The following is an 18962-nucleotide window of genomic DNA, read 5'->3' on the forward strand; positions in this document are numbered from 1 at the left end:
CAGGCTCACCACCTGCGGTTGATCAGGAAGTGGCCTTCTGATTCGGGGCTCCAGTGGCTTGGGCGAGAGGGCCACACCGGTCGTACGCTCGCTTCACCAAGACTTCCCCTCGGAAAGGTTGCCCAGGTGAGCACTGATCAGGTCACGGGTACTGCCCGCGTCAAGCGCGGCATGGCCGAGATGCTCAAGGGCGGCGTGATCATGGACGTGGTCGACGCCACCCAGGCGAAGATCGCGGAGGACGCGGGCGCCGTCGCCGTCATGGCCCTCGAGCGCGTGCCCGCCGACATCCGCTCCCAGGGCGGCGTCGCGCGCATGAGCGACCCCGACCTGATCGACGGGATCATCGACGCCGTCTCCATCCCCGTCATGGCGAAGGCCCGCATCGGCCACTTCGTCGAGGCCCAGGTCCTCGCGTCGCTCGGTGTCGACTACATCGACGAGTCCGAGGTGCTGACCCCGGCCGACTACGCGAACCACATCGACAAGTGGGCCTTCACGGTCCCCTTCGTCTGCGGCGCCACGAACCTGGGCGAGGCCCTGCGCCGCATCACCGAGGGCGCGGCCATGATCCGCTCCAAGGGCGAGGCCGGCACCGGTGACGTCTCGAACGCCACCACGCACATGCGCAAGATCCGCCAGGAGATCCGCCGCCTGCAGAACCTCCCCGAGGACGAGCTCTACGTCGCCGCCAAGGAGCTCCAGGCGCCGTACGAGCTGGTGAAGGAGATCGCGCAGAACGGCAAGCTCCCCGTCGTGCTGTTCACCGCGGGCGGCATCGCCACCCCGGCCGACGCCGCGATGATGATGCAGCTCGGCGCCGAGGGCGTGTTCGTCGGTTCCGGCATCTTCAAGTCCGGCAACCCGGCCCAGCGCGCCGAGGCCATCGTGAAGGCCACCACCTTCCACGACGACCCCGACGTGATCGCCAAGGTCTCGCGCGGCCTTGGCGAGGCCATGGTCGGCATCAACGTCGACGAGATCCCGGAGCCGCACCGCCTGGCCGAGCGCGGCTGGTAAGCCCGAACGTCGCGAAGTCCCCCTGCCGGAATCCTCGCGCAGGGGGACTTCGTCGTTCCGCCGGGCTCAGATCGTGAACGTGTGCGTCAGGCAGTAGGTCGTGGAGATCTCCGGGTACGCCAACGCGAGGGCCAGCCGCTCGTCCTGCCCGCAGGCCGCCTTGTCCGCGGTGCCGGGGAGCACCTTGGCCTTCACGACCATGTAGCCACCGCACGGCTTCTTCGGGAACTCCGCCTGGAGCGACGCGAGCGCGAAGTCGTAGCACTCGCCGTCCGCGAACACCGGGATCAGGCACACGTTCATGCCGTACCCCTTGGTGTACCTGACGTAGGCGTCCTCGGTGGTGCCGCACTTCTCGGCTGCCGTCGGCATCGTCTTGCTGACCGTGTAGTTGTGCTTGTTCTCGGCACACGCGGTCTTCGTGTACGTCGCGTCGAACGTGCCGCCCGCGAGCTGCACGCAGTCGCCGACCACCGCGAACGGCGGTGGCTTGGAGGTGGTCGTGGGCGGCGCGGTGGTCGTGGCGGCGACGCTGCTGAACTTGGGGTCGTCCTTGCCCACCGCCCAGAGCATCACGGCGCCGATCGCCACGACGAGCGCGAGCAGGCCGGCGCCGATCAGCAGGCCGGCGCGGGAAGAGCGTTGGGGTGCGACGTGCAGCATCGGGCGCGGCACGTTCGGGTCGCCTGACGGGTATCGCTGCGCCGGGCCCGAGTACGCGCCGAACGGGTCGGTGTCGATCGGGCCGTACATGGCGTCGTGCGGGTCGGGAGACCTGCGAACCGGGCCCGCGGGCGCGGCCCACGGGTTCTCCGGCTCGTCAGGTCTGGGAGGTGTGGTCACGGGATCGGACCTTAGAGCCGGCCCGATCCCCGCACCCACCGATTTAGCCGTTCGTGCCCACGGTCACCTCGAGGCCGGCCAGCTCGCTCGGCAACGGCCCGTGGTGCAGCACACCGAGCCGTTGTGTGGCACGGGTGAGCGCCACGTAGAGCTCCGCCGCGCCGCGCGGGCCGTCGGCCAGGATCCGTTCCGGCGCGACGACCAGCACCGAGTCGTACTCCAGGCCCTTGGTCTCCGAGGCGGGCACCGTGCCGGGCACGCCGGGCGGGCCGATCACGACGCTCGTGCCCTCGAACTCCGCCTCCTGCTTGGCGAACTCCTCGATGGCGGCGGGCAGTTCGTCCTCGGTCAACTGCCGCGACCACGGTCGCACACCGTTGGCGCGCACGGATTCCGGTGCCTTCACGTCCGGCGCGAAGCTCGCCAGCACCTGCGCGGCGACGGCCATGATCTCCGCCGGCGTGCGGTAGTTGACCGTCAGCGACCGGTACTCCCAGCGGCCCGGTACGTACGGGTCGAGCATCTGGCCCCACGACGTGGCACCCGCCGCCGCGCGTCGCTGTGCCAGGTCGCCCACCACCGTGAAGGAACGGCCCGGGCAGCGGCGCATCAGGACCCGCCAGTCCATTTCGGACAGTTCCTGCGCCTCGTCGACGACGACGTGCCGGTAGGTCCAGGCGCGGTCCGCGAGTGCGCGCTCGGCCAGCGTGCGCTGGTCGTGGTCCTCGAAGCGCTCGGCCAGGTCCTCGGCGAACAACATGTCCGACGCGAAGAGGTGGTCCTCGTCGTCCATGTGGTCGAAGCGGCCGACCATGCCGTCGAGCACCTCGGCGGCGTACCGGGCCTCGGCGGCGCGTTCGGCCGACGCGGCCTGGTCCTCGGACTGCTCGGTGCCGTCCTTGCCCAGCAGGTCGTACAGCTCGTCGAGCAGCGGCACGTCCGAGATCGTCCACGGCTCGCCCTCGGCACGCAGCAGCGACGGGTCCGCGCCCGCCGCCGCGAGCTCCTCCGCAGATGCGTACAACCCGCTCAACAGCTCGAACGGCGTCATGATCGGCCACAGGACGTCGAGCGCGGCGATGAACGAGTCGTCGTCGGCGAGGTCCTTGACCAGGCCGGACCGCATGTCCTCCCAGGCCTGCTTGTCGGAACGGGACATCCAGCCCTTGCCGATCCGGCCGATGGCCCGCTCGGTCAGGACGTACGTGACGATCTCGCGGAACACCGCGCGGGCCTCGTTGTGCGGCAGCCCGCTGTCGCGCGCCTCCTGCCGGGCCCACTCGGCGACGTCCGAGCCGATCTGGACGACGACGTCCTTCATGCCGATCGGGATCGGGTCCTCCGGCACGCGCTGCCGGGCCGCGACGGCCGCCTTCAGCACGTCCACCATCTTGCGTGAGCCCTTGAGCTTCGCGACCTCCGGAGCGTCCTCGGCGGTCGCGAGCAGACCGGGCAGCAGGCTGCCGGCGGTCGAGAACACGACGTCGGACTCACCGAGCGACGGCAGCACCCGGCCGATGTGGTTGAGGAACGCCGGGTTCGGCCCCACGACGAGCACGCCGTGCCGTTCCATGCGCTCTCGTTGCGTGTACATAAGGTACGCGACGCGGTGCAGCGCCACGACCGTCTTGCCGGTGCCGGGACCACCCTCGATCACCAGCACGCCGGGGTGGTCGAGCCGGATGATCGCGTCCTGTTCGGACTGGATGGTCGCGACGATGTCGCGCATGCCCGTGCCGCGCGGCGCGTTCAACGCCTCCAGCAGGGCCACGTCGCCCCGCTCCTCGCCGAGCTTGCCGAACACCTCGTCGGTGAACCCGGCCACCGCGCGGCGGCGGGTGAGGAACTGACGGCGCCGGCGCATGCCCTCGGGCGTCGCGCCGGTCGCGGTGTAGAACGGCCGCGCCGCCGGTGCCCGCCAGTCGAGCAGCAACGGCTCGAAGTCGTCGAACTCGTCGAACAGGCCGATCCTGCCGATGTAGGAGGTGGTCCCGTCGACCCCGTCGAGCCGGCCGAAGCACAGCCCGTAGTCGGCCACGTTCAGACGCTTCATCTCACGGTGCCGGGCGCGCACCTCGTTGTCACGGTCCATCGCGGTCTCGCCGGTGCCACCCAGCGCTGACTGGTACGCCGCCTTCACGCGCGCACGTTCGCCATCGAGCCGTGCGTAGAGACCGGCCACGTATTCACGCTCGGACTGCAGTTCTTCTTCGTAACCCACGTGCTCCCCAGTGCGCCTCTGTTCCGGCTGAGGCGATGAGTGTGAACGATGGACGGGGTCTTGTGGCAAGGCCCCCTCTCTGCTATACGTTTAAGTGGAAGAACGGGCCTGGTCGCGTGTGCGGCCGGGCCCGTTTTTCGTTGGCGCGGTGCACGCCGCACTGGCCATCATGGCCACGTGAACTGCCGCTCCGCTGGGACCTCGTGACGCCGGACCAGCTCGGGTCGATGCTCGACGACGTCGAGGCGCCCGAGGCCTGGTACCTCGGCGACCTCGCGGAGTGCGCGGGCAAGGTCCTGGCCCGCAGCGGCAACGGCGACCTGGTGTTCGTGGGCCGCTCGCTCGACTCGATGTTCGACCTGCTCGGCGGCGCACTCGACGAGGGCAGGGCACTCCACCGGCTGCCCGTGTCGTTCCGCCACGGCCCGGTCCTGCACGGGGACGTCCCGCGCGTCCGCGAGCTGCTCACCGAGGCCGGCGTCACGCCCGCCTCGCTGGCCCGGCGCGACCGGCCGGTCACCTTCGTGGACGTCGTGGCGACGGGTGGGTCGTTCACCAAGCTGTTCGGCCTGCTGGACGACTGGATCACCGAGGAACGCGAGACCTGGCCGGCGATCCGGCGCAAGCTGCGGTTCGTCGGCGTGACGATCCGCCGGCAGACCAGCCCGAACGTCGAACGCTGGCAGCAGCGGGCCGAGTGGACGCGCCGCCTGCCCGCGTCCTCCGTGGTCAACGTGTCGCTCGACGAGGACGTCTGGCACTACTTCGGCAACTGGCAGACCAAGCTCACCTGGCCCTTCACCCTGCACCGCTGGCGCGAGCACCTGCGCGAGGCCAAGCGGGACGAACGCACCCGCGAGGCGCTGGCCGAGGCCGTGCAGCTGGTCTCGCTCGGCCGCACCAAGGAGGTCCGGCGGATGATCGCGCGCGGCATGGACGGCGAACCCGCCCTCTCCGAACCGTGGCTGCGCACCTTGCAGAGCCGACTTACCTAGACCGTGTGCTCCATGACCATCACCGCGGTCGTGCCCGGCTCCAGCGCCTTGCAGATGTGCGGCACGTCCCCGGGATACACGATGTAGTCACCGGGCCCCAGCTCGATCGGGTCGTCGGCGAGGCCCGCGAGGCAACGGCCGGACGCCACGATCATGTGCTCGACGCTGCCCGGCACGTGCGGCAGCGACTCGCGGGCGCCGCCCGGTTCGAGGGCCAGCCAGTAGATGTCGTGCTTGGTGCCCGGACGGCACGCGGCCAGCAGTGTCGCCGAGTAGTGCGCGCGTTCGGAGTGGATGACGGGGCCCTCGCCCGCGCGGATGACCTGCACGCGCGGGACTGCGGGTTCGACGAGCTGGCTGAACGGGACGCCCAGCGCCACGCCGAGTGCCCACAGGGTCTCCACGCTGGGGTTTCCGGCGCCGGACTCCAGCTGGGAGAGCGTCGACTTCGCCACGCCGGCCTTCTTCGCGACCTCGCTCAGCGACATGCCTGTGCGGTCGCGCTCACGCCGGAGGTTGGCCGCGATGAGGTCGAGTGGTGCGTTCGACACAGAAGTCCATCCGTTCGTCTTGACGAACACCGATCCCAGGTGTTCATCTTAATGGGTGGTGCGTTCGATCTGGCGAACTCTTGATGCTGTGCTCCTGCGTGACGTGGCCGCAGTGGCGCTCGGTGCGGCGGTGACCGGTGCCTCGTTCGGCGCCATCTCGGTCGGCTCCGGCCTGCCGTGGTGGATGCCGGTGCTGATGTCGCTGCTGATCTTCGCGGGCGGCTCGCAGTTCATGGCCGTGGGAATCGTCGCCGCTGGTGGCAGCCCCGCCGCTGCGGTGCTGGCGGGGCTCGTGCTCAACGCGCGGCACCTGCCGTTCGGGCTCGCGATCGGCGACGTGCTGGGCAAGAGCCCGCTCGCCCGGATCGTCGGCAGTCATTTGCTGATCGACGAGTCGACGGCGTTCGCGATGTCGCAGAAGGATCCCGCGAGAGCGCGGGCGGCCTACTGGGCGTGCGGCGTGGCGTTGTTCTTCAGTTGGAACACGGGCGTGCTCATCGGCGCCCTGGTGGGCCAGGCGATCGGCGACCCGATGACGTTCGGACTGGACGCGGCGTTCCCGGCGGCACTTCTCGCACTCACACTCCCCGCGCTCAAAGACAAGTCGACGCGCAATGCGGCGCTCACGGGCGGTGCGATCGCTCTGGCGACCACGCCGTTCCTGCCCGCAGGGGTGCCCGTGCTGCTCGCGCTCGCCGGACTGTTCGTGTTCAAGACGAAGAAGGAGGAGCCGTGCCCGTCACCGCAGTCCTGATCCTGGCCGCCGGCACCTTCGCGATCCGCCTCGCCGGGCCGTTGCTGCGCGACCGCGTCACCTTGCCCGAAAAGGTCCGCGAACTGATGTCGGCCAGCGCGACCGTGTTGCTGTTCGCATTGGTGGCGGTGTCGGCGTTGACGAACGGCAAGCAGTTCGGCGGTTGGGCGCTCGCCATCGGAGTCGCCGTCGGCGGTCTCGCGGCGTGGCGGAAACTGCCGTTTGTCGCAGTTATTGTTCTGGCCGCGGTGACGACTGCGGGACTGAGGCTCGCAGGCGTGGCTTAGTGCTTTCTCACGTGGGAGAAAAGCAGGTTCGTGTGCACCTCGGTCACCTCTCGCCGGCTCGTGAACTTGTCGAGCACGAGCCGTTGCAGATGGCCGACGTCGGAAACCGCGACGTGCACCAGGAAATCCTCCGGGCCCGTCACGTGCGAGAGCGCGACCGTTTCCGGGAGCGAGAGCACGTACGCCATGAACGGGTCGACGATCTCCTTGGTGTGCGGCCGGATCTTCACCGCGAGCATCGCCTGGACGTGCTGCCCGACCGCGCTCGGATCGATCTCCGCGTGGTAGCCGGTGATCACGCCGCGCTCCCGCAGCGCCCGGTGCCGGACGACCGCCGTGGACTGCGCGACGTTGACGCGTTCGGCCAGGTCCTTGTTCTGCAGTCGCGCGTCCTTCCGCAGCTCCCGCACGATGGCCTCGTCGATCGAATCCAGCACGGCTCTTCTCCATTTCCCCGAATCTGCTGCGGTTCTACACCCGCTTTGCCGATGAAGTCTCCATCATTCGGGCCATGACGCGCATCGAGACCATCGCAGTGCACGGCGGACGCGACGACCTCGCGGAGCTCGGCGTGCACGCTCCCCCCATCGACCTGTCCACCACCTACCCCGTGCCCGACCAGGCGCTCGGCGGGGAAGCGCTGGGGGAGTGGGCCACCGGGACCGCGCGGGCGGCGTCGCCCGTCTACGCGCGGCTGCACAACCCGACCGTGGCCCGGTTCGAACAGGCGCTCGCGGCTCTCGAGCACACCGAGACGTCCGTGGCGTTCGGCAGCGGCATGGCAGCGGTGACCGCCGTGGTCCAGGCCGCCTGCGTGATGGCGGGGAAACCGCACGTCGTCGCCGTGCGGCCGTTGTACGGCGGCACCGACCACCTGCTGTCGTCCGGTCTGCTGGGCGTCACGACCACGTACGTGGAAGCGGGTCTGGTGTCCTCCGCGATCCGGCCGGACACCGGGCTCGTGGTCGTCGAGACCCCGGCCAACCCGAACCTCGACCTGGTCGACATCGAGCACGTCGTGCGCCAGGCAGGCTCCGTGCCGGTCATGGTCGACAACACCTTCGCGACCCCGATCCTGCAGAACCCGGCGCTGCACGGCGCCTCCTACGTGCTGCACTCCGGCACCAAGTACCTGGGCGGGCACGGGGACGTGCTCGGCGGCGTCGTGGCCTGCTCCGAAGAGCGTGCGGCGGCGTTGCGGCAGGTCAGGATCATCACGGGTGCCGTGCTGCACCCGCTGGGCGGCTACCTGCTGCACCGCGGGCTGGCCACGCTGCCGTTGCGCGTCGAGGCGGCCTCACGGTCCGCCGCCCTGCTGGCCCTGCGGCTGGCCGAGCACGACGCCGTGGAGTTCGTGCGCTACCCGTCCACGTCACGGCAGATGCGCGGAACGGGCGCGATGATCGCGTTCGGCGTGCACGGCGACCCCGTCGAGGTGGTGCGCCGGTTGAAGCTCATCACCCCGGCCGTCTCATTGGGTTCGGTCGACACGTTGATCGAGCACCCCTCGGCATTGACGCATCGCCTGGTTCCCGATGAAGAACTGCGGGCTTCCGGCGTTCCGGACAATCTGCTGCGCATTTCCGTGGGCCTCGAGCACGTCGAGGACATTTGGGAAGACCTGAACGCGGCACTCTGTGACGTCGCTTACGTTAAGTCTTCCCCAACTGATTTCTTGGTGATGGCCGCCACTCGCTAGGGTTCCCCGCAATCGGCGCGTCGGGGCGCGGGAGGTTCCGACGCGAGCATTTTTCCGTTTTCGGAAGGAACCTCCTCGTGAGTTCTGTGGAAACTGATGCGGACGGCTACACCAAGGCGCTGAGCAAGCGCCAGGTGCAGATGATCGCAATCGGTGGCGCGATCGGCGTCGGCCTTTTCCTGGGTGCGGGCGGACGCCTCGCCACAGCGGGGCCGTCGCTGATCCTGTCTTACGCGGTGTGCGGCCTCGCGGCGTTCTTCGTCATGCGCGCGTTGGGCGAACTCGTCCTGCACCGTCCCGTCTCCGGCAGCTTCGTCGAGTACGCCCGCGAGTTCATCGGCCCGTGGGCCGGCTTCACCTCGGGCTGGCTCTACTGGCTCAACTGGGCGATGACCGGCATCGCCGAGATCACCGCCATCGCGATCTACATGCACAAGTGGTTCCCGGACCTCCCGCAGTGGATCACCGCTCTCGTCGCGCTGGTGGTCCTGGTGGCCATCAACCTGCTGTCGGTGAAGCTCTTCGGTGAACTGGAGTTCTGGTTCTCCGTCATCAAGGTCACCGCCATCGTCGTCTTCCTGGTGGTGGGCGCGGGCCTGGTCATCGGCAACGCGGACATCGGCGGCACGACGGCCTCGGTCTCGAACACCCTCGGCCACGGCGGCCTGTTCCCGGCCGGCGTCGGCGTCGCCCTCATGACGTTGCAGGCCGTCGTCTTCGCCTACGCGGCCATCGAGCTCGTCGGTATCGCCGCCGGGGAGACCAAGGACCCCGAGAAGGTCATGCCGCGCGCCATCAACGGCGTGGTCTACCGCATCGCGATCTTCTACGTCGGTTCGGTGCTGCTGCTGACGATGTTGTTGCCGTGGGACCACTTCACCGGCACCGAGTCGCCGTTCGTGACCGTGTTCTCGGCGCTGGGCGTCCCGGTGGTCGGCGACATCATGAACGCCGTCGTGCTGACCGCCGCGCTGTCGTCCTGCAACTCCGGTCTCTACTCGACCGGCCGCATCCTGAGGTCGCTGGCGCAGAAGGGCGAGGCGCCCGCGATCACCGGTCGCATGAACTCCCGGCACGTCCCTTACGGCGGCATCCTCTTCACCGGTGTCGCGTACCTCTTCGGCGTGGTGCTCAACTACACGGTGCCGAAGGAGGCGTTCGACATCGCGATCGCCGTCGCCTCGCTGGGTGTCGTGTCGACCTGGGCCACGCTGATCATCTGCCAGCTCAGGTTGCGCAAGAAGGCCTTGGCGGGCGAGATCGCGCGGCCTTCCTACCGGATGCCCGGCGCGCCTTACACCTCGTACGGGACGTTGGCGTTCCTCGCGCTGGTGATCGGGCAGATGGCCTTCGCCGGGACCGCGGAGAAGATCGCGTTCTGGTCGATTCCGGTGCTGGCGCTGGTGTTGTTCCTCGGGTGGCGTTTCGTGAAGTCGCGCGAGGCGCGGCAGGAGGAACTCGTCACCGTCGACTGACAGTGCGGCACAAGGCCTCCTCGTCCTAGGACGGGGAGGCCTTTTCGTACCCGCTCAACGCTCACCCGGCCCTGCGCGACGCTGACGCGGAACGGGGAGGGGTCGGTTCGGTGGCCCGCTGCTGCTCCTGGCGGACGTCCAGGCCTTCTGCAACCCCTGATCCGGCTCGAATATGCTGGTGAGCATGGTTGTCGCTGCTCCTCCCGTCATCGGCGTGCTCGCCCTTCAAGGCGATGTACAGGAACACCTCGTGTCGCTCGCGAAGTGCGATGTGACCGCACGGCCCGTGCGCCGCGTCGAAGAGTTGGACGAACTGGACGGGATCGTCATCCCCGGCGGCGAGTCGACGACCATGAGCAAGCTGCTCGACAACTTCGAGCTGCTCGAGCCGCTGCGCGCGAAGATCAAGGCGGGCTTCCCGGCGTACGGGTCGTGCGCGGGCATGATCCTGCTGGCCAACGACGTGCTCGACGGGCGCGAGGACCAGCACCAGCTCGGTGGCCTGGACATCACCGTGCGCCGCAACGCGTTCGGCCGGCAGGTCGACTCGTTCGAGACGGACCTCGACCTGGCCGGTGAGACCGTGCACGCCGTGTTCATCCGTGCGCCGTGGGTGGAGGCGGTGAGCGGGCACGTGGAGGTTCTCGCTACGGTGCCCGTTACGGCTGAGGCGGGCGATGCCGCCGGTAGGATCGTCGCGGTCAGGCAGGGCAACGTGCTGGCCACGGCGTTTCATCCGGAGCTCACGGGGGATGAGCGCGTCCATCGCCTGTTCGTGGACATGGTTCGTGGTTTGACTGGTTCGGAGGAGAAATGAGCGGCCACTCCAAGTGGGCGACCACCAAGCACAAGAAGGCCGCCATCGACGCCAAGCGCGGCAAGCTCTTCGCGCGGCTGATCAAGAACATCGAGGTGGCGGCCCGCACCGGTGGTGGTGACCCGGACGGCAACCCGACGCTGTTCGACGCCATCCAGAAGGCCCGCAAGAACTCGGTGCCGCTGGACAACATCGAACGGGCCCGCAAGCGCGGCGGCGGTGAAGAGGCCGGCGGCGCCGACTGGCAGACCATCATGTACGAGGGCTACGGCCCCAACGGTGTCGCGGTGCTCATCGAGTGCCTCACGGACAACCGCAACCGCGCCGCCACGGAAGTCCGCACGGCGATGACGCGCAACGGCGGTTCGATGGCCGACCCGGGCTCCGTGTCGTACATGTTCAGCCGCAAGGGCGTCGTGATCGTGCCGAAGGCGGGCACGACCGAGGACGACGTGATGATGTCGGTGCTCGAGGCCGGTGCCGAGGAGGTCAACGACCTGGGCGAGGCCTTCGAGGTCGTGTCCGAGGCGGGCGACCTGATCCCGGTCCGCAAGGCGCTGCAGGAGGCCGGCATCGACTACGAGTCGGCCGAGTCGAGCTTCCTGCCGTCGGTCTCGGTGCAGCTCGAGGCCGAGGGCGCGAAGAAGATCTTCAAGCTGATCGACGCGCTGGAGGACTGCGACGACGTGCAGAACGTCTTCGCGAACTTCGACGTGTCGGACGAGGTCATGGCCGAGGTCGGCTGACGACTTCCACGACAAACGCTGGTCACGCAGCACGCGTGACCGGCGTTTTTTTCTTCTACTTGACGTCGAGACGGCCGGTGGGACCGAGGTCCTCGGCCTGCGCCTGCTTCCACGCGAGTCCGTCGACCCCGAGGGCGTCGCGCAGGAACGCCCACGCCACCCGCCGGATCAACGCGACGCGTTCGGGGCTCTCATCGGTCGTATCCGTGGCGTTGTAGCCGTGGATGCCGCCGAGCGAGTGCTCGCCGCCGGACAGGGTGAGCAGCGCGCGGGCGCCGGGGCCGTGGTGGAAGACGTCGGTGAACCAGTCGGGGCCGCGAGTGCTGAGCATGGACTGGTCCGCGTCACCCGCGACGACGAGGAACGGCGTGGTCAGCCGCTCGAAGTCCGGCGACATGAACGAGCCGAAGTTGTCCCGCGCGAACGGCGTCAGCTCGTTGCCGCCGAAGCCGGTCGCGGCGAAGAGCACACCGGCCTTCACGCGGCTGTCGGACAGATCGGGCCCCGGCTGCCCGTCCGCGTCGAGGACACGGGCGCCGAGGAGCATGCCCACGGTCTGCGCGCCCCAGGAGTGGCCCGCGACGGCGATGCGGTCCAGGGAGGCGCGGCCGGCCAGTCCGGGGACGGCGGCGAGCAGGTTCTCCAGTTCGTCGAGCACCCGTTGGACGTCCTGCACGCGGAACCGCGAGATGTCCGGGTAGCGGGGGTCCGCGGGCGTGAGGCCCAGGGTGCGCGAGTCGAGGAACGTCGGCTGGACGACCACGAACCCGTTGGCCGCCCAAAAGTCCACGAGCGGGTCGTAGTAGGTCATCGACCCGCCGAAACCGTGAGCCAGCACGACGATCGGGAGGTCGGAGCCGGTGACCGGCGCGGACACGCGCACTTGAAGGTCGTCGCCGCGGTCCGGTGCAGGCAGGACGACCGGCTTGACGCTGATGATTCCGGGCATGGCAAATATCCCCAAGTGAGGAGGAGAGGCTGTTAAGCTCCTAACCGGAGCGCAGTTCCGAATATACGGAGCAGTGTTCCGCTTTGGCAAGTGCCGTGGTGGAGAGGAGTGCCCGCGTGGGTGCAGGGGAGTCGGCGACCGCGAAGCGGGCGGACGCGCGGCGGAACGAGAAAGCGCTGCTCGACGCCGCTGCGGCGGTGTTCGTCACCGACGGGGTGGACGCGCCGGTGCGTCGCATCGCCGCCGAGGCCGGTGTCGGCATGGGGACGATCTACCGGCACTTCCCGACGCGCGCGGACCTGGTCGTGGCCGTGTACCGGCACCAGATCGACGCGTGCGCTGAGGCCGGGCCCGCTCTGCTCGCGTCGGCGGAGTCGCCGTTCGCCGCGCTGCGGGACTGGGTGGACCTCTTCGTGGACTTCCTCGTGACCAAGCACGGCCTCGCCGCCGCGAGTCGCAACGACCCCGAGGGCTTCAGCGCCCTGCACGGGCTCTTCCTCGACCGGCTCCTGCCGGTGCTCACCGAGATCCTCGACGCGGCGCGCGAAGCCGGTGAGATCAGGACGGGCATCCCGCCCCTGCACCTGCTCCGCGCGATCGGCGACATCTGCGCGGGGGCCGAAGGCGCCGGCCCCGGCTACGACGCGAGGATGGCCATCGGCCTACTGCTCGACGGGTGCCGATACCTCGGCTGACGTCATCTTCAAGAACGCCGACCAGGCTTCGGCCGAGACGGGCAGATGGGTGGCGGGCGCCTTGCTGTCCCGGATGCCGGTTCCACGGCCGATCTCGACGCAGTTGTTGCCATCGCCGCTGTAGCTGCTCTTGCGCCAGTTGGTCATTGGAGACCCTCCAAGATGCTGTTGATCACCGCCCTAGATTCTTCCTCATCCAAGGCGACGCCTGCGAGGTCCTTCAGGATGTTCTCGTAGGTGTCGACGGTTTCCTTGTCGTCGAAGAACAAGCAGCAGCGGACGCTCTCGATGTACACGACCGGCGGGTACTTCGAGAATTTCATAAGCCGGAAGTCACCCGACGTACCCGCGTGCATACCCGCCGACCTCGGGACGATGCGGATGCTGATGTACTTGCGCACCGACAGTCGCAGCAGGTGTGCGAGCTGCTCGCGCCACACCTCGGTGCCCCCGACCGGAAGCCACAGCGCCTGCTCGTGGATGTAGAAAGTGAACGACCGGCTGTATTCGAGGATCTCCGCCCTGGCCGCGCGTGCGGCGACGGTCTTCGGGATGTTCTCCTCCGAGACCGTCTGGGCTTTAGCGGTGACGGCCTGGATGTACTCGAAGATCTGGAGCAGGCCCGGCACGAGGATCATCGACCAGTCGATGATCTCGATGGCCTCCTGCTCCTGGTTGATCAGCGTGCGCACCTGGTCCGGCACGCCGTCGTCGGTGAACTGCGCGTAGAAGCTCCCCGACTCGCGGAACAGGGCCTGCAGGCGCTCGCGTTCTTCGAGTGGTGTGCGGCAGTAGGCGAGCAGGGTGGCGACTTCCAACTCGTTGACCCCGCCCTTGCCGGCGAGCATGTCGGACAGTTTGGCCTCCTGCCAGCCGAGCAGCTCGGCGAGCCTGCGCTGGATGAGTCCGGTGCTCTCTACGGCAGCGCGGACACCGTTGCCGAACTCGCGGCCCACCACGCTGGACGATCTCTTGGGCATGGACGGACGGTAGGGGCAGCGACCGCGAATCCTCCATCGTTTCCGGCCAAATCTGCCTGAAGGTGGGAGTCTTGGACCAGCTCCAAGCAGGCATAAGGCGCCGGGAGGGTGCCGTAGGCTGGGTGCCGTGCTTTCCGACGAAGACATCGAACTACGGGCGCGGCTGCTGTCCGCGGCCGACCGGTTCGGCCACACGAACATCGTTGTGAACCCGGACGCCGAGGGGCCGGGGTACGTGTTCTCGGTGGGGGCCTGGCGGCGGTTCGGCGTGGCCGAGGCGGTCGTCATCGGGCTGCCGCAGGGCATGGGCGAGAACTTGATCAACCTGTACGTGCGGCGGGCCAGCGAGGGTGAGCGGTTCCAGCCGGGCAAGCTCTACGACGACTTCTTCGAAGGGGTGCCGGTCGCGTTCGAGCGGGTCTACAAGGGGTTCTACCCGGAGTTCTTCGGGAGCGCCTACCTGCTCTACGACGGGTCGGACTTCGCGGCCGTGCAGATCATCGTGCCGACGCCGCAGGGGCAGTGGCCGTGGCAGCCGGACGCGCCGGCGGGGTTCGGCGACCACCAGATGATCCTCACGGAGAGCGGTCTGCCGGAGAGTTGGACGCCGGGGGTCACCGGGCCGTGAGCGTCCACATCGGAGGGTTGACGCCGGAGCACGCCGGTGAGGTCATGACGATCCAGCGGGCCGCGTACCTCCAGGAGGCCAGGAGGTACGGCGCGTGGGACCTGCCGCCGCTGGTCGAGACGCTCGACGAGATCCGCGGCCACCTCGGTGACGGCACGCCCGCGTTCGGGGCGTTCGACGGGGCGCGGCTGATCGGCTCGGTGCGCAGCCGGGTCGACGGCGACCGGATGGAGGTCGCCCGGTTGTCGGTCGCCCCCGACGTGCAGGGCGGCGGGGTCGGGCGCCTGCTGCTGCGGGCGATCAGCGAGCGGACGCCCGAAAAGGTGCAGGTCGTCTGGCTGTTCACCGGGGCCGAGAGCGACGGGAACATCAGGTTCTACGAGAGCGCCGGGTTCGTCCGCGTGAGCGAGCACCTCGACGCGGTCGGGATCAAGTGCGTGACGTTGGAACAAAAGCTCCGAAAACGTTGTCCGGAAGTCGTTGTCCGCTGATCGAGCTACGACACCGGACAACGATCTACCTGTAGAAATGCGGTGCGACCAACGGTCCGGGGGGATCCGGGGGTCGCGGCCGGGGGAGGAACGCCCCGCCTCGCAGGAATTGCAGGGGGATGCGAAGCGGGGCGTTTCGGCAGACCTGGTCCAGCAGCCGTCAGGGCTTACGTCCCAGGAGTCCGATCAGTCGTGTCTGGTCGTCCGCGTCCGGCGCCACCGGGACGGCCGAGTCGAACATCGACGACCCGCCCCACTCGTCGATGTTGCGCTCGACGTAGGCCAGCACCGCCGACGCCAGGCCGGGGTCGATCCGCTCGTCCGCGCCGATCGAGCGCGCCAGGTCCCAGGCGTGGACCGCGAGGTCCGTGGTCATCTGCCAGCAGTACTCCTCGGCGTCGAGCTTCCCGGACGACACCGTCACGGGTTTCGCCAGCGCGTGCGGCCCGAGCCACGCCTCGCGCGCCGCCGCGGCCGCCACGACCCAGGACACGAGCGGGTCGTCGCCGAGGTTGTCGTGGTCGAACCGGTCGCCGACCTGTTTCGCCGTGCAGCCGGCGAGCAACTCTGGTGCCCAGAGCTGTTCGTAGACCAGGTGCCCGACGAGGTCTCTGACCGACCACTCCCGGCAGGGGGTGCCGAGCGACCACTGGTCGGGTGCGATCTCCCGCACCCGCCGGTCGAACTCCGTCATGGCCATGCCGTGCGCCTGGATCAAGTCCATCGGTGTAGTGCATTCAAATCCTGCTCGAGTGCGCACCCTGGCATGAGAGCTGGGCCACTCGGACGCAACCCGATTTGCTAGCCGTACACGCGTTCGGCGTAATCTCAACCGAATCCGCCGTGACATCGTTGACACGAGAGGACGATGACTGTGAGCGCTCCAAGCGCCAGCATCTCCGCGCAGGACAAGGGATTCTTCGGGCACCCCCGAGGCCTGTCCACGCTGTTCTTCACCGAACTCTGGGAACGGTTCTCGTTCTACGGGATGAAGGCCATCCTCGGCCTCTACCTGTGGACAGCCGTGTCCGAGGGCGGCCTCGGCGTCGACAAGGCGCTCGCCCTGTCGATCGTCGCCATCTACGGCACGGCGGTCTACATGTCCGGCGTCGCGGGCGGCTGGCTGGCCGACCGCGTCTGGGGCGGGCAGCGGTCGACGTTCAACGGCGGCGTGCTGATCATGTGCGGCCACATCGCGCTGGCCCTGCCGATCGGCATCACCGGTGTCTACCTCGGCCTGATCTTCATCGTCTTCGGCACGGGCCTGCTCAAGCCGAACATCTCGACCGTCGTCGGCGGCCTCTACGACCGCGACGACACGCGTCGGGACGCCGGCTTCACGGTCTTCTACATGGCGATCAACATCGGCGGCTTCGTCTCGCCGTTGATCACCGGAGCGCTCGCGGACGGCATCGGCTTCCACGCCGGGTTCGCCGTCGCCGCGATCGGCATGGCGGCCGGCCTCATCCAGTACCGGCTGGGCCGCAAGCACCTGCGCGGTTCGGCCGCCGTGGCGCCGAACCCGTTGCACCCGCAGGAGAAGGGCCGCGTCTACGGCCTCATCGCCCTGATCGCGGTCGTGATCGCCGGGCTCGGCGTCGTCTCGTACCTGCTCGGTGGCGTCGAGGGCGTCATCCTGATGATCAGCATCATGTCGATCGTCCTGCCGATCACGTACTTCACCGTCATGTACCGCAGCAAGAAGACGCTGCCGACGGAGAAGCCGCGCGTCCTCGCGTACATCCCGCTGTTCGTCGCGGCGGCGATGTTCTGGCTGATCTTCGAGCAGAGCGCGTCGGTCATCGCGGAGTTCGCCGACTCGCACGTCGACAACCACGTGTTCGGCTGGGAGTTCCCGGTCGCCTGGTTCCAGTCGATCAACCCGATCATGATCATCGCGCTGGCGCCGGTGTTCGCGTGGCTGTGGCTGAAGCTCAAGGACCGCGCGCCGTCCACGCCGCGCAAGTTCGCCGGCGCACTCGTGCTCGTCGGCCTGTCGTTCGTGCTCATGTACTTCGCGAGCAACTCGGCCGCCGACGGCAAGGTGACGCCGCTGTGGCTCGTGGCGATGTTCCTGATCATGACCGCGGGTGAGCTCATGCTCTCGCCGGTCGGCCTGTCGGTCACGACGAAGCTGGCGCCCAAGGCGTTCGCGTCGCAGACGATGAGCCTGTGGTTCCTCGCGGTCTCGGCCGGTACCGGTGTGGCCGCGCAGCTCGTGAAGTTCTACACGACGAGCCCCTCGGCGTACTTCTTCACGCTGGGCGGCGCGGCGATCGTCCTCGGTGTCGCGCTCGCGGTGGCGGCTCCGGCGATCAAGAAGCTGATGGCCGGCGTCGAATAGGGCCTGAGACAAGGTGAGAGGGAGGCCCGTCGCGGCGGCGGTGCGGCGGGTCTCCCTCTCGCTTCTAAGAATGCCTTACGCAGATGTGTCATTGGGGCACGAACATTGCTCCACGCGGGTGAAGTCGAGCACTCGTCGCAACAAAATTCGCCCCAGGTCAGCATTAGTTCACTGCGAGTGACCGTTCGGTTTCGCCGGCTCGTACCGGAAGTCGCAACGCGCCGCGGATGAGCTTGGACTTGCGACGCGTCACCGGGCCGTCCGCCGCGAGGTTGGGGAAGCGCTTGAAGAGCTCGTGCAACGCCAGCGTGCCCTCGATGCGGCTCAGTCCCGCGCCGATGCAGTAGTGGATGCCCGCGCTGAACGCGAGGTGCTCACGCGCGTTGGACCGCGTCGGGTCGAACACCAGCGGGTTGTCGAAGACGCGCGGATCGCGGTTCGCCGCCGCCAGCATCAGCATGACCGGCATGCCCTTCGGCAGACTCACCCCGGCGAGTTCGAGGCGTTCCTTGGGCCAGCGGATCGTGTACTGCACGGGCGGGTCGAGCCGCAGCACCTCCTCGACGAACCCCTCGGCGTACTCGGGGCTCTGGGACAGCGGCGCGATCGTGTGCGGGTTCTCGAACGCCTTCAGCACGCCGTTGCTGATCAGGTTGACCGTCGTCTCGAAGCCCGCGAAGAGCAACAACCCCGTGGTGGCAACGAGATCCTCGCGGCTGAGGTCGTGGTGCTCCTGGACGAGGTGGCTGACGATGTCGTCCTGGGGGTTGCGGCGGCGTTCGTCGATCAGCACGTCGATGAAGTCGTTGTACTCGATGATCGTGGCGTGCAGGTCCTTCAGCTGCTGGTGCGACCACACGCCGTCGAGCGTCTCGGCCAGCGAGCTTCCCCAGCGCGCGAACAGGTCCTTGTTCTCGTCCGGCACCCCGAGCAGGTCCGCGATGACCTGGATCGGCACCTGCGACGCGAACTCGCTGACGACGTCGAACCTGTCACCGAGCCGGTCGAGGTGGTCGGTCACGATCTTCTGGATGGACGCGGTGCGGTCCTTGAGCGCCCGCGGCGTGAAGAACGGCTGGACGAGCTTGCGAAGGCGCGTGTGGTCCGGCGGGTTCTTCATCAGGAACGAGTCCTGCACCGGGTTGACGATCTTCTCGCCGTCCTTGACCAGCGTGATCGGCACCATCGACGCCTCGTCGAAGGTCGCGGTGACGAACCTGTTGTCCCGCAGCACCGAGTCGCAGATCTCGCGGCTCGGCGTGACGTACGCGCCCATGCGGCTGCGCACCATGTCGCCCTTCGCGCGCACCTTCTCGTACATCGCGTACGGGTCGCGGTGCGCCGGCGAGGCCATGACGCCCGCGTACGGGTCACCCATGAGTGCATAGCCGCGAACGAGCGTGCGCAGCGCGAAGAACTGGGCGGCGGTCTTCAGCGTGGACATGTGTCCACATTGAGGTTTGAGCT

General features: G+C 68.4%; 21 protein-coding genes. 12 read left to right on the top strand and 9 right to left on the bottom strand.

From position 1 onward, the window contains the following. The first annotated feature begins 126 nt into the window (after window positions 1-126). Window positions 127-1020, top strand: coding sequence for a pyridoxal 5'-phosphate synthase lyase subunit PdxS (pdxS, locus tag IEY88_RS18150; RefSeq protein ID WP_189155917.1), 894 nt, complete (start codon window positions 127-129; stop codon window positions 1018-1020). A 66-nt stretch (window positions 1021-1086) separates the two neighbouring features. On the opposite strand, the gene IEY88_RS18155 is transcribed toward pdxS, so the two are convergent. After that, the gene (locus tag IEY88_RS18155; RefSeq protein ID WP_189155918.1) at window positions 1087-1863 is read right to left on the bottom strand and encodes an LppU/SCO3897 family protein; all 777 of its coding nucleotides are present in this window, start codon (window positions 1861-1863) and stop codon (window positions 1087-1089) included. A gap of 43 nt (window positions 1864-1906) precedes the next feature. Then, window positions 1907-4084, bottom strand: coding sequence for an RNA polymerase recycling motor ATPase HelR (helR, locus tag IEY88_RS18160; protein WP_229693490.1), 2178 nt, complete (start codon window positions 4082-4084; stop codon window positions 1907-1909). A gap of 203 nt (window positions 4085-4287) precedes the next feature. Here helR and IEY88_RS18165 point away from each other — a divergent pair, with 203 nt between their 5' ends. Continuing rightward, window positions 4288-5079 (top strand): hypothetical protein, encoded by a 792-nt coding sequence (locus tag IEY88_RS18165; RefSeq protein ID WP_229693491.1) that lies wholly within the window; start codon window positions 4288-4290, stop codon window positions 5077-5079. Here IEY88_RS18165 and IEY88_RS18170 read toward each other — a convergent pair. After that, window positions 5076-5630 carry a helix-turn-helix domain-containing protein gene (locus tag IEY88_RS18170; protein WP_229693492.1) on the bottom strand — a complete coding sequence of 185 codons (555 nt, stop codon included), beginning with the start codon at window positions 5628-5630 and terminating at the stop codon, window positions 5076-5078. The two genes, IEY88_RS18165 and IEY88_RS18170, sit on opposite strands and share 4 nt — an antisense overlap. Window positions 5631-5688: 58 nt before the next feature. Here IEY88_RS18170 and IEY88_RS18175 point away from each other — a divergent pair, with 58 nt between their 5' ends. Both IEY88_RS18175 and IEY88_RS18180 read left to right on the top strand, forming a co-directional pair. Continuing rightward, window positions 5689-6384, top strand: a complete 696-nt coding sequence (locus tag IEY88_RS18175) for an AzlC family ABC transporter permease (RefSeq protein ID WP_189155920.1) — start codon at window positions 5689-5691, stop codon at window positions 6382-6384. After that, a complete protein-coding gene (locus tag IEY88_RS18180) occupies window positions 6363-6671 on the top strand; it encodes an AzlD domain-containing protein (protein ID WP_189155921.1) in 309 nt (102 codons plus the stop codon). The genes IEY88_RS18175 and IEY88_RS18180 overlap by 22 nt, the downstream gene beginning before the upstream one ends. Here the strand turns inward: IEY88_RS18180 and IEY88_RS18185 are convergent. Next, window positions 6668-7108: an Lrp/AsnC family transcriptional regulator gene (locus IEY88_RS18185; RefSeq protein ID WP_189155922.1), complete on the bottom strand. Its 441-nt coding sequence runs from the start codon at window positions 7106-7108 to the stop codon at window positions 6668-6670. The two genes, IEY88_RS18180 and IEY88_RS18185, sit on opposite strands and share 4 nt — an antisense overlap. 74 nt (window positions 7109-7182) lie before the next feature. Between IEY88_RS18185 and IEY88_RS18190 the strand changes: the two genes are divergently transcribed. The 4 genes from IEY88_RS18190 to IEY88_RS18205 all read left to right on the top strand — a co-directional run bounded on the left by IEY88_RS18190 (window position 7183) and on the right by IEY88_RS18205 (window position 11408). Beyond that, window positions 7183-8370: a trans-sulfuration enzyme family protein gene (locus tag IEY88_RS18190; RefSeq protein WP_189155923.1), complete on the top strand. Its 1188-nt coding sequence runs from the start codon at window positions 7183-7185 to the stop codon at window positions 8368-8370. 140 nt (window positions 8371-8510) lie between these two features. Then, a complete protein-coding gene (locus tag IEY88_RS18195) occupies window positions 8511-9845 on the top strand; it encodes an amino acid permease (RefSeq protein ID WP_229693526.1) in 1335 nt (444 codons plus the stop codon). A gap of 184 nt (window positions 9846-10029) precedes the next feature. Next, a complete protein-coding gene (gene pdxT / locus IEY88_RS18200) occupies window positions 10030-10662 on the top strand; it encodes a pyridoxal 5'-phosphate synthase glutaminase subunit PdxT (RefSeq protein ID WP_229693493.1) in 633 nt (210 codons plus the stop codon). Beyond that, a complete protein-coding gene (locus tag IEY88_RS18205; RefSeq protein WP_189155925.1) occupies window positions 10659-11408 on the top strand; it encodes a YebC/PmpR family DNA-binding transcriptional regulator in 750 nt (249 codons plus the stop codon). Before pdxT ends, IEY88_RS18205 begins: the two co-directional genes overlap by 4 nt. A 55-nt stretch (window positions 11409-11463) precedes the next feature. On the opposite strand, the gene IEY88_RS18210 is transcribed toward IEY88_RS18205, so the two are convergent. Next, complete coding sequence (locus IEY88_RS18210; protein WP_189155926.1) at window positions 11464-12357, bottom strand: alpha/beta hydrolase family protein; 894 nt, start codon at window positions 12355-12357, stop codon at window positions 11464-11466. A 116-nt stretch (window positions 12358-12473) separates the two neighbouring features. Between IEY88_RS18210 and IEY88_RS18215 the strand changes: the two genes are divergently transcribed. Next, complete coding sequence (locus IEY88_RS18215; protein WP_189155927.1) at window positions 12474-13052, top strand: TetR/AcrR family transcriptional regulator; 579 nt, start codon at window positions 12474-12476, stop codon at window positions 13050-13052. Here the strand turns inward: IEY88_RS18215 and IEY88_RS18220 are convergent. Further along, window positions 13020-13199 carry a DUF397 domain-containing protein gene (locus tag IEY88_RS18220; RefSeq protein WP_189155928.1) on the bottom strand — a complete coding sequence of 60 codons (180 nt, stop codon included), beginning with the start codon at window positions 13197-13199 and terminating at the stop codon, window positions 13020-13022. The genes IEY88_RS18215 and IEY88_RS18220 overlap by 33 nt on opposite strands. Further along, window positions 13196-14032 carry a helix-turn-helix domain-containing protein gene (locus IEY88_RS18225; protein WP_189155929.1) on the bottom strand — a complete coding sequence of 279 codons (837 nt, stop codon included), beginning with the start codon at window positions 14030-14032 and terminating at the stop codon, window positions 13196-13198. The genes IEY88_RS18220 and IEY88_RS18225 overlap by 4 nt, the downstream gene beginning before the upstream one ends. Window positions 14033-14159: 127 nt before the next feature. Here IEY88_RS18225 and IEY88_RS18230 point away from each other — a divergent pair, with 127 nt between their 5' ends. Both IEY88_RS18230 and IEY88_RS18235 read left to right on the top strand, forming a co-directional pair. Next, entirely contained in the window at window positions 14160-14660 is a 501-nt protein-coding gene (locus IEY88_RS18230) for a DUF4262 domain-containing protein (RefSeq protein ID WP_229693494.1), read from the top strand. Then, a complete protein-coding gene (locus tag IEY88_RS18235) occupies window positions 14657-15151 on the top strand; it encodes a GNAT family N-acetyltransferase (RefSeq protein ID WP_189155930.1) in 495 nt (164 codons plus the stop codon). The genes IEY88_RS18230 and IEY88_RS18235 overlap by 4 nt, the downstream gene beginning before the upstream one ends. 160 nt (window positions 15152-15311) lie before the next feature. Here IEY88_RS18235 and IEY88_RS18240 read toward each other — a convergent pair whose 3' ends face one another. Further along, on the bottom strand, window positions 15312-15875 hold the full coding sequence (locus IEY88_RS18240; protein ID WP_189155931.1) for a TIGR03086 family metal-binding protein: 564 nt from the start codon (window positions 15873-15875) through the stop codon (window positions 15312-15314). Between the two features lie 144 nt (window positions 15876-16019). Between IEY88_RS18240 and IEY88_RS18245 the strand changes: the two genes are divergently transcribed. Further along, complete coding sequence (locus IEY88_RS18245; protein ID WP_189155932.1) at window positions 16020-17495, top strand: peptide MFS transporter; 1476 nt, start codon at window positions 16020-16022, stop codon at window positions 17493-17495. 163 nt (window positions 17496-17658) lie between these two features. Here the strand turns inward: IEY88_RS18245 and IEY88_RS18250 are convergent, their stop codons facing one another. Beyond that, window positions 17659-18939: a cytochrome P450 gene (locus IEY88_RS18250; protein WP_189155933.1), complete on the bottom strand. Its 1281-nt coding sequence runs from the start codon at window positions 18937-18939 to the stop codon at window positions 17659-17661. Window positions 18940-18962: the final 23 nt, after the last annotated feature.

The organism is Lentzea pudingi (assembly GCF_014646255.1).
Lineage (GTDB): Bacteria > Actinomycetota > Actinomycetes > Mycobacteriales > Pseudonocardiaceae > Lentzea > Lentzea pudingi.

Bases quoted from the DNA above. Each gene is read 5' to 3' on its own strand.
- IEY88_RS18195 (WP_229693526.1), top strand. From the start codon at position 8,511: ATGATCGCAATCGGTGGCGCGATCGGCGTCGGCCTTTTCCTGGGTGCG.
- IEY88_RS18240 (WP_189155931.1), bottom strand. From the start codon at position 15,875: ATGGACTTGATCCAGGCGCACGGCATGGCCATGACGGAGTTCGACCGG.
- IEY88_RS18190 (WP_189155923.1), top strand. From the start codon at position 7,183: ATGACGCGCATCGAGACCATCGCAGTGCACGGCGGACGCGACGACCTC.
- IEY88_RS18220 (WP_189155928.1), bottom strand. From the start codon at position 13,199: ATGACCAACTGGCGCAAGAGCAGCTACAGCGGCGATGGCAACAACTGC.
- IEY88_RS18250 (WP_189155933.1), bottom strand. From the start codon at position 18,939: ATGTCCACGCTGAAGACCGCCGCCCAGTTCTTCGCGCTGCGCACGCTC.
- IEY88_RS18210 (WP_189155926.1), bottom strand. From the start codon at position 12,357: ATGCCCGGAATCATCAGCGTCAAGCCGGTCGTCCTGCCTGCACCGGAC.
- pdxT (WP_229693493.1), top strand. From the start codon at position 10,030: ATGGTTGTCGCTGCTCCTCCCGTCATCGGCGTGCTCGCCCTTCAAGGC.
- IEY88_RS18205 (WP_189155925.1), top strand. From the start codon at position 10,659: ATGAGCGGCCACTCCAAGTGGGCGACCACCAAGCACAAGAAGGCCGCC.
- IEY88_RS18225 (WP_189155929.1), bottom strand. From the start codon at position 14,032: ATGCCCAAGAGATCGTCCAGCGTGGTGGGCCGCGAGTTCGGCAACGGT.
- IEY88_RS18245 (WP_189155932.1), top strand. From the start codon at position 16,020: ATGACTGTGAGCGCTCCAAGCGCCAGCATCTCCGCGCAGGACAAGGGA.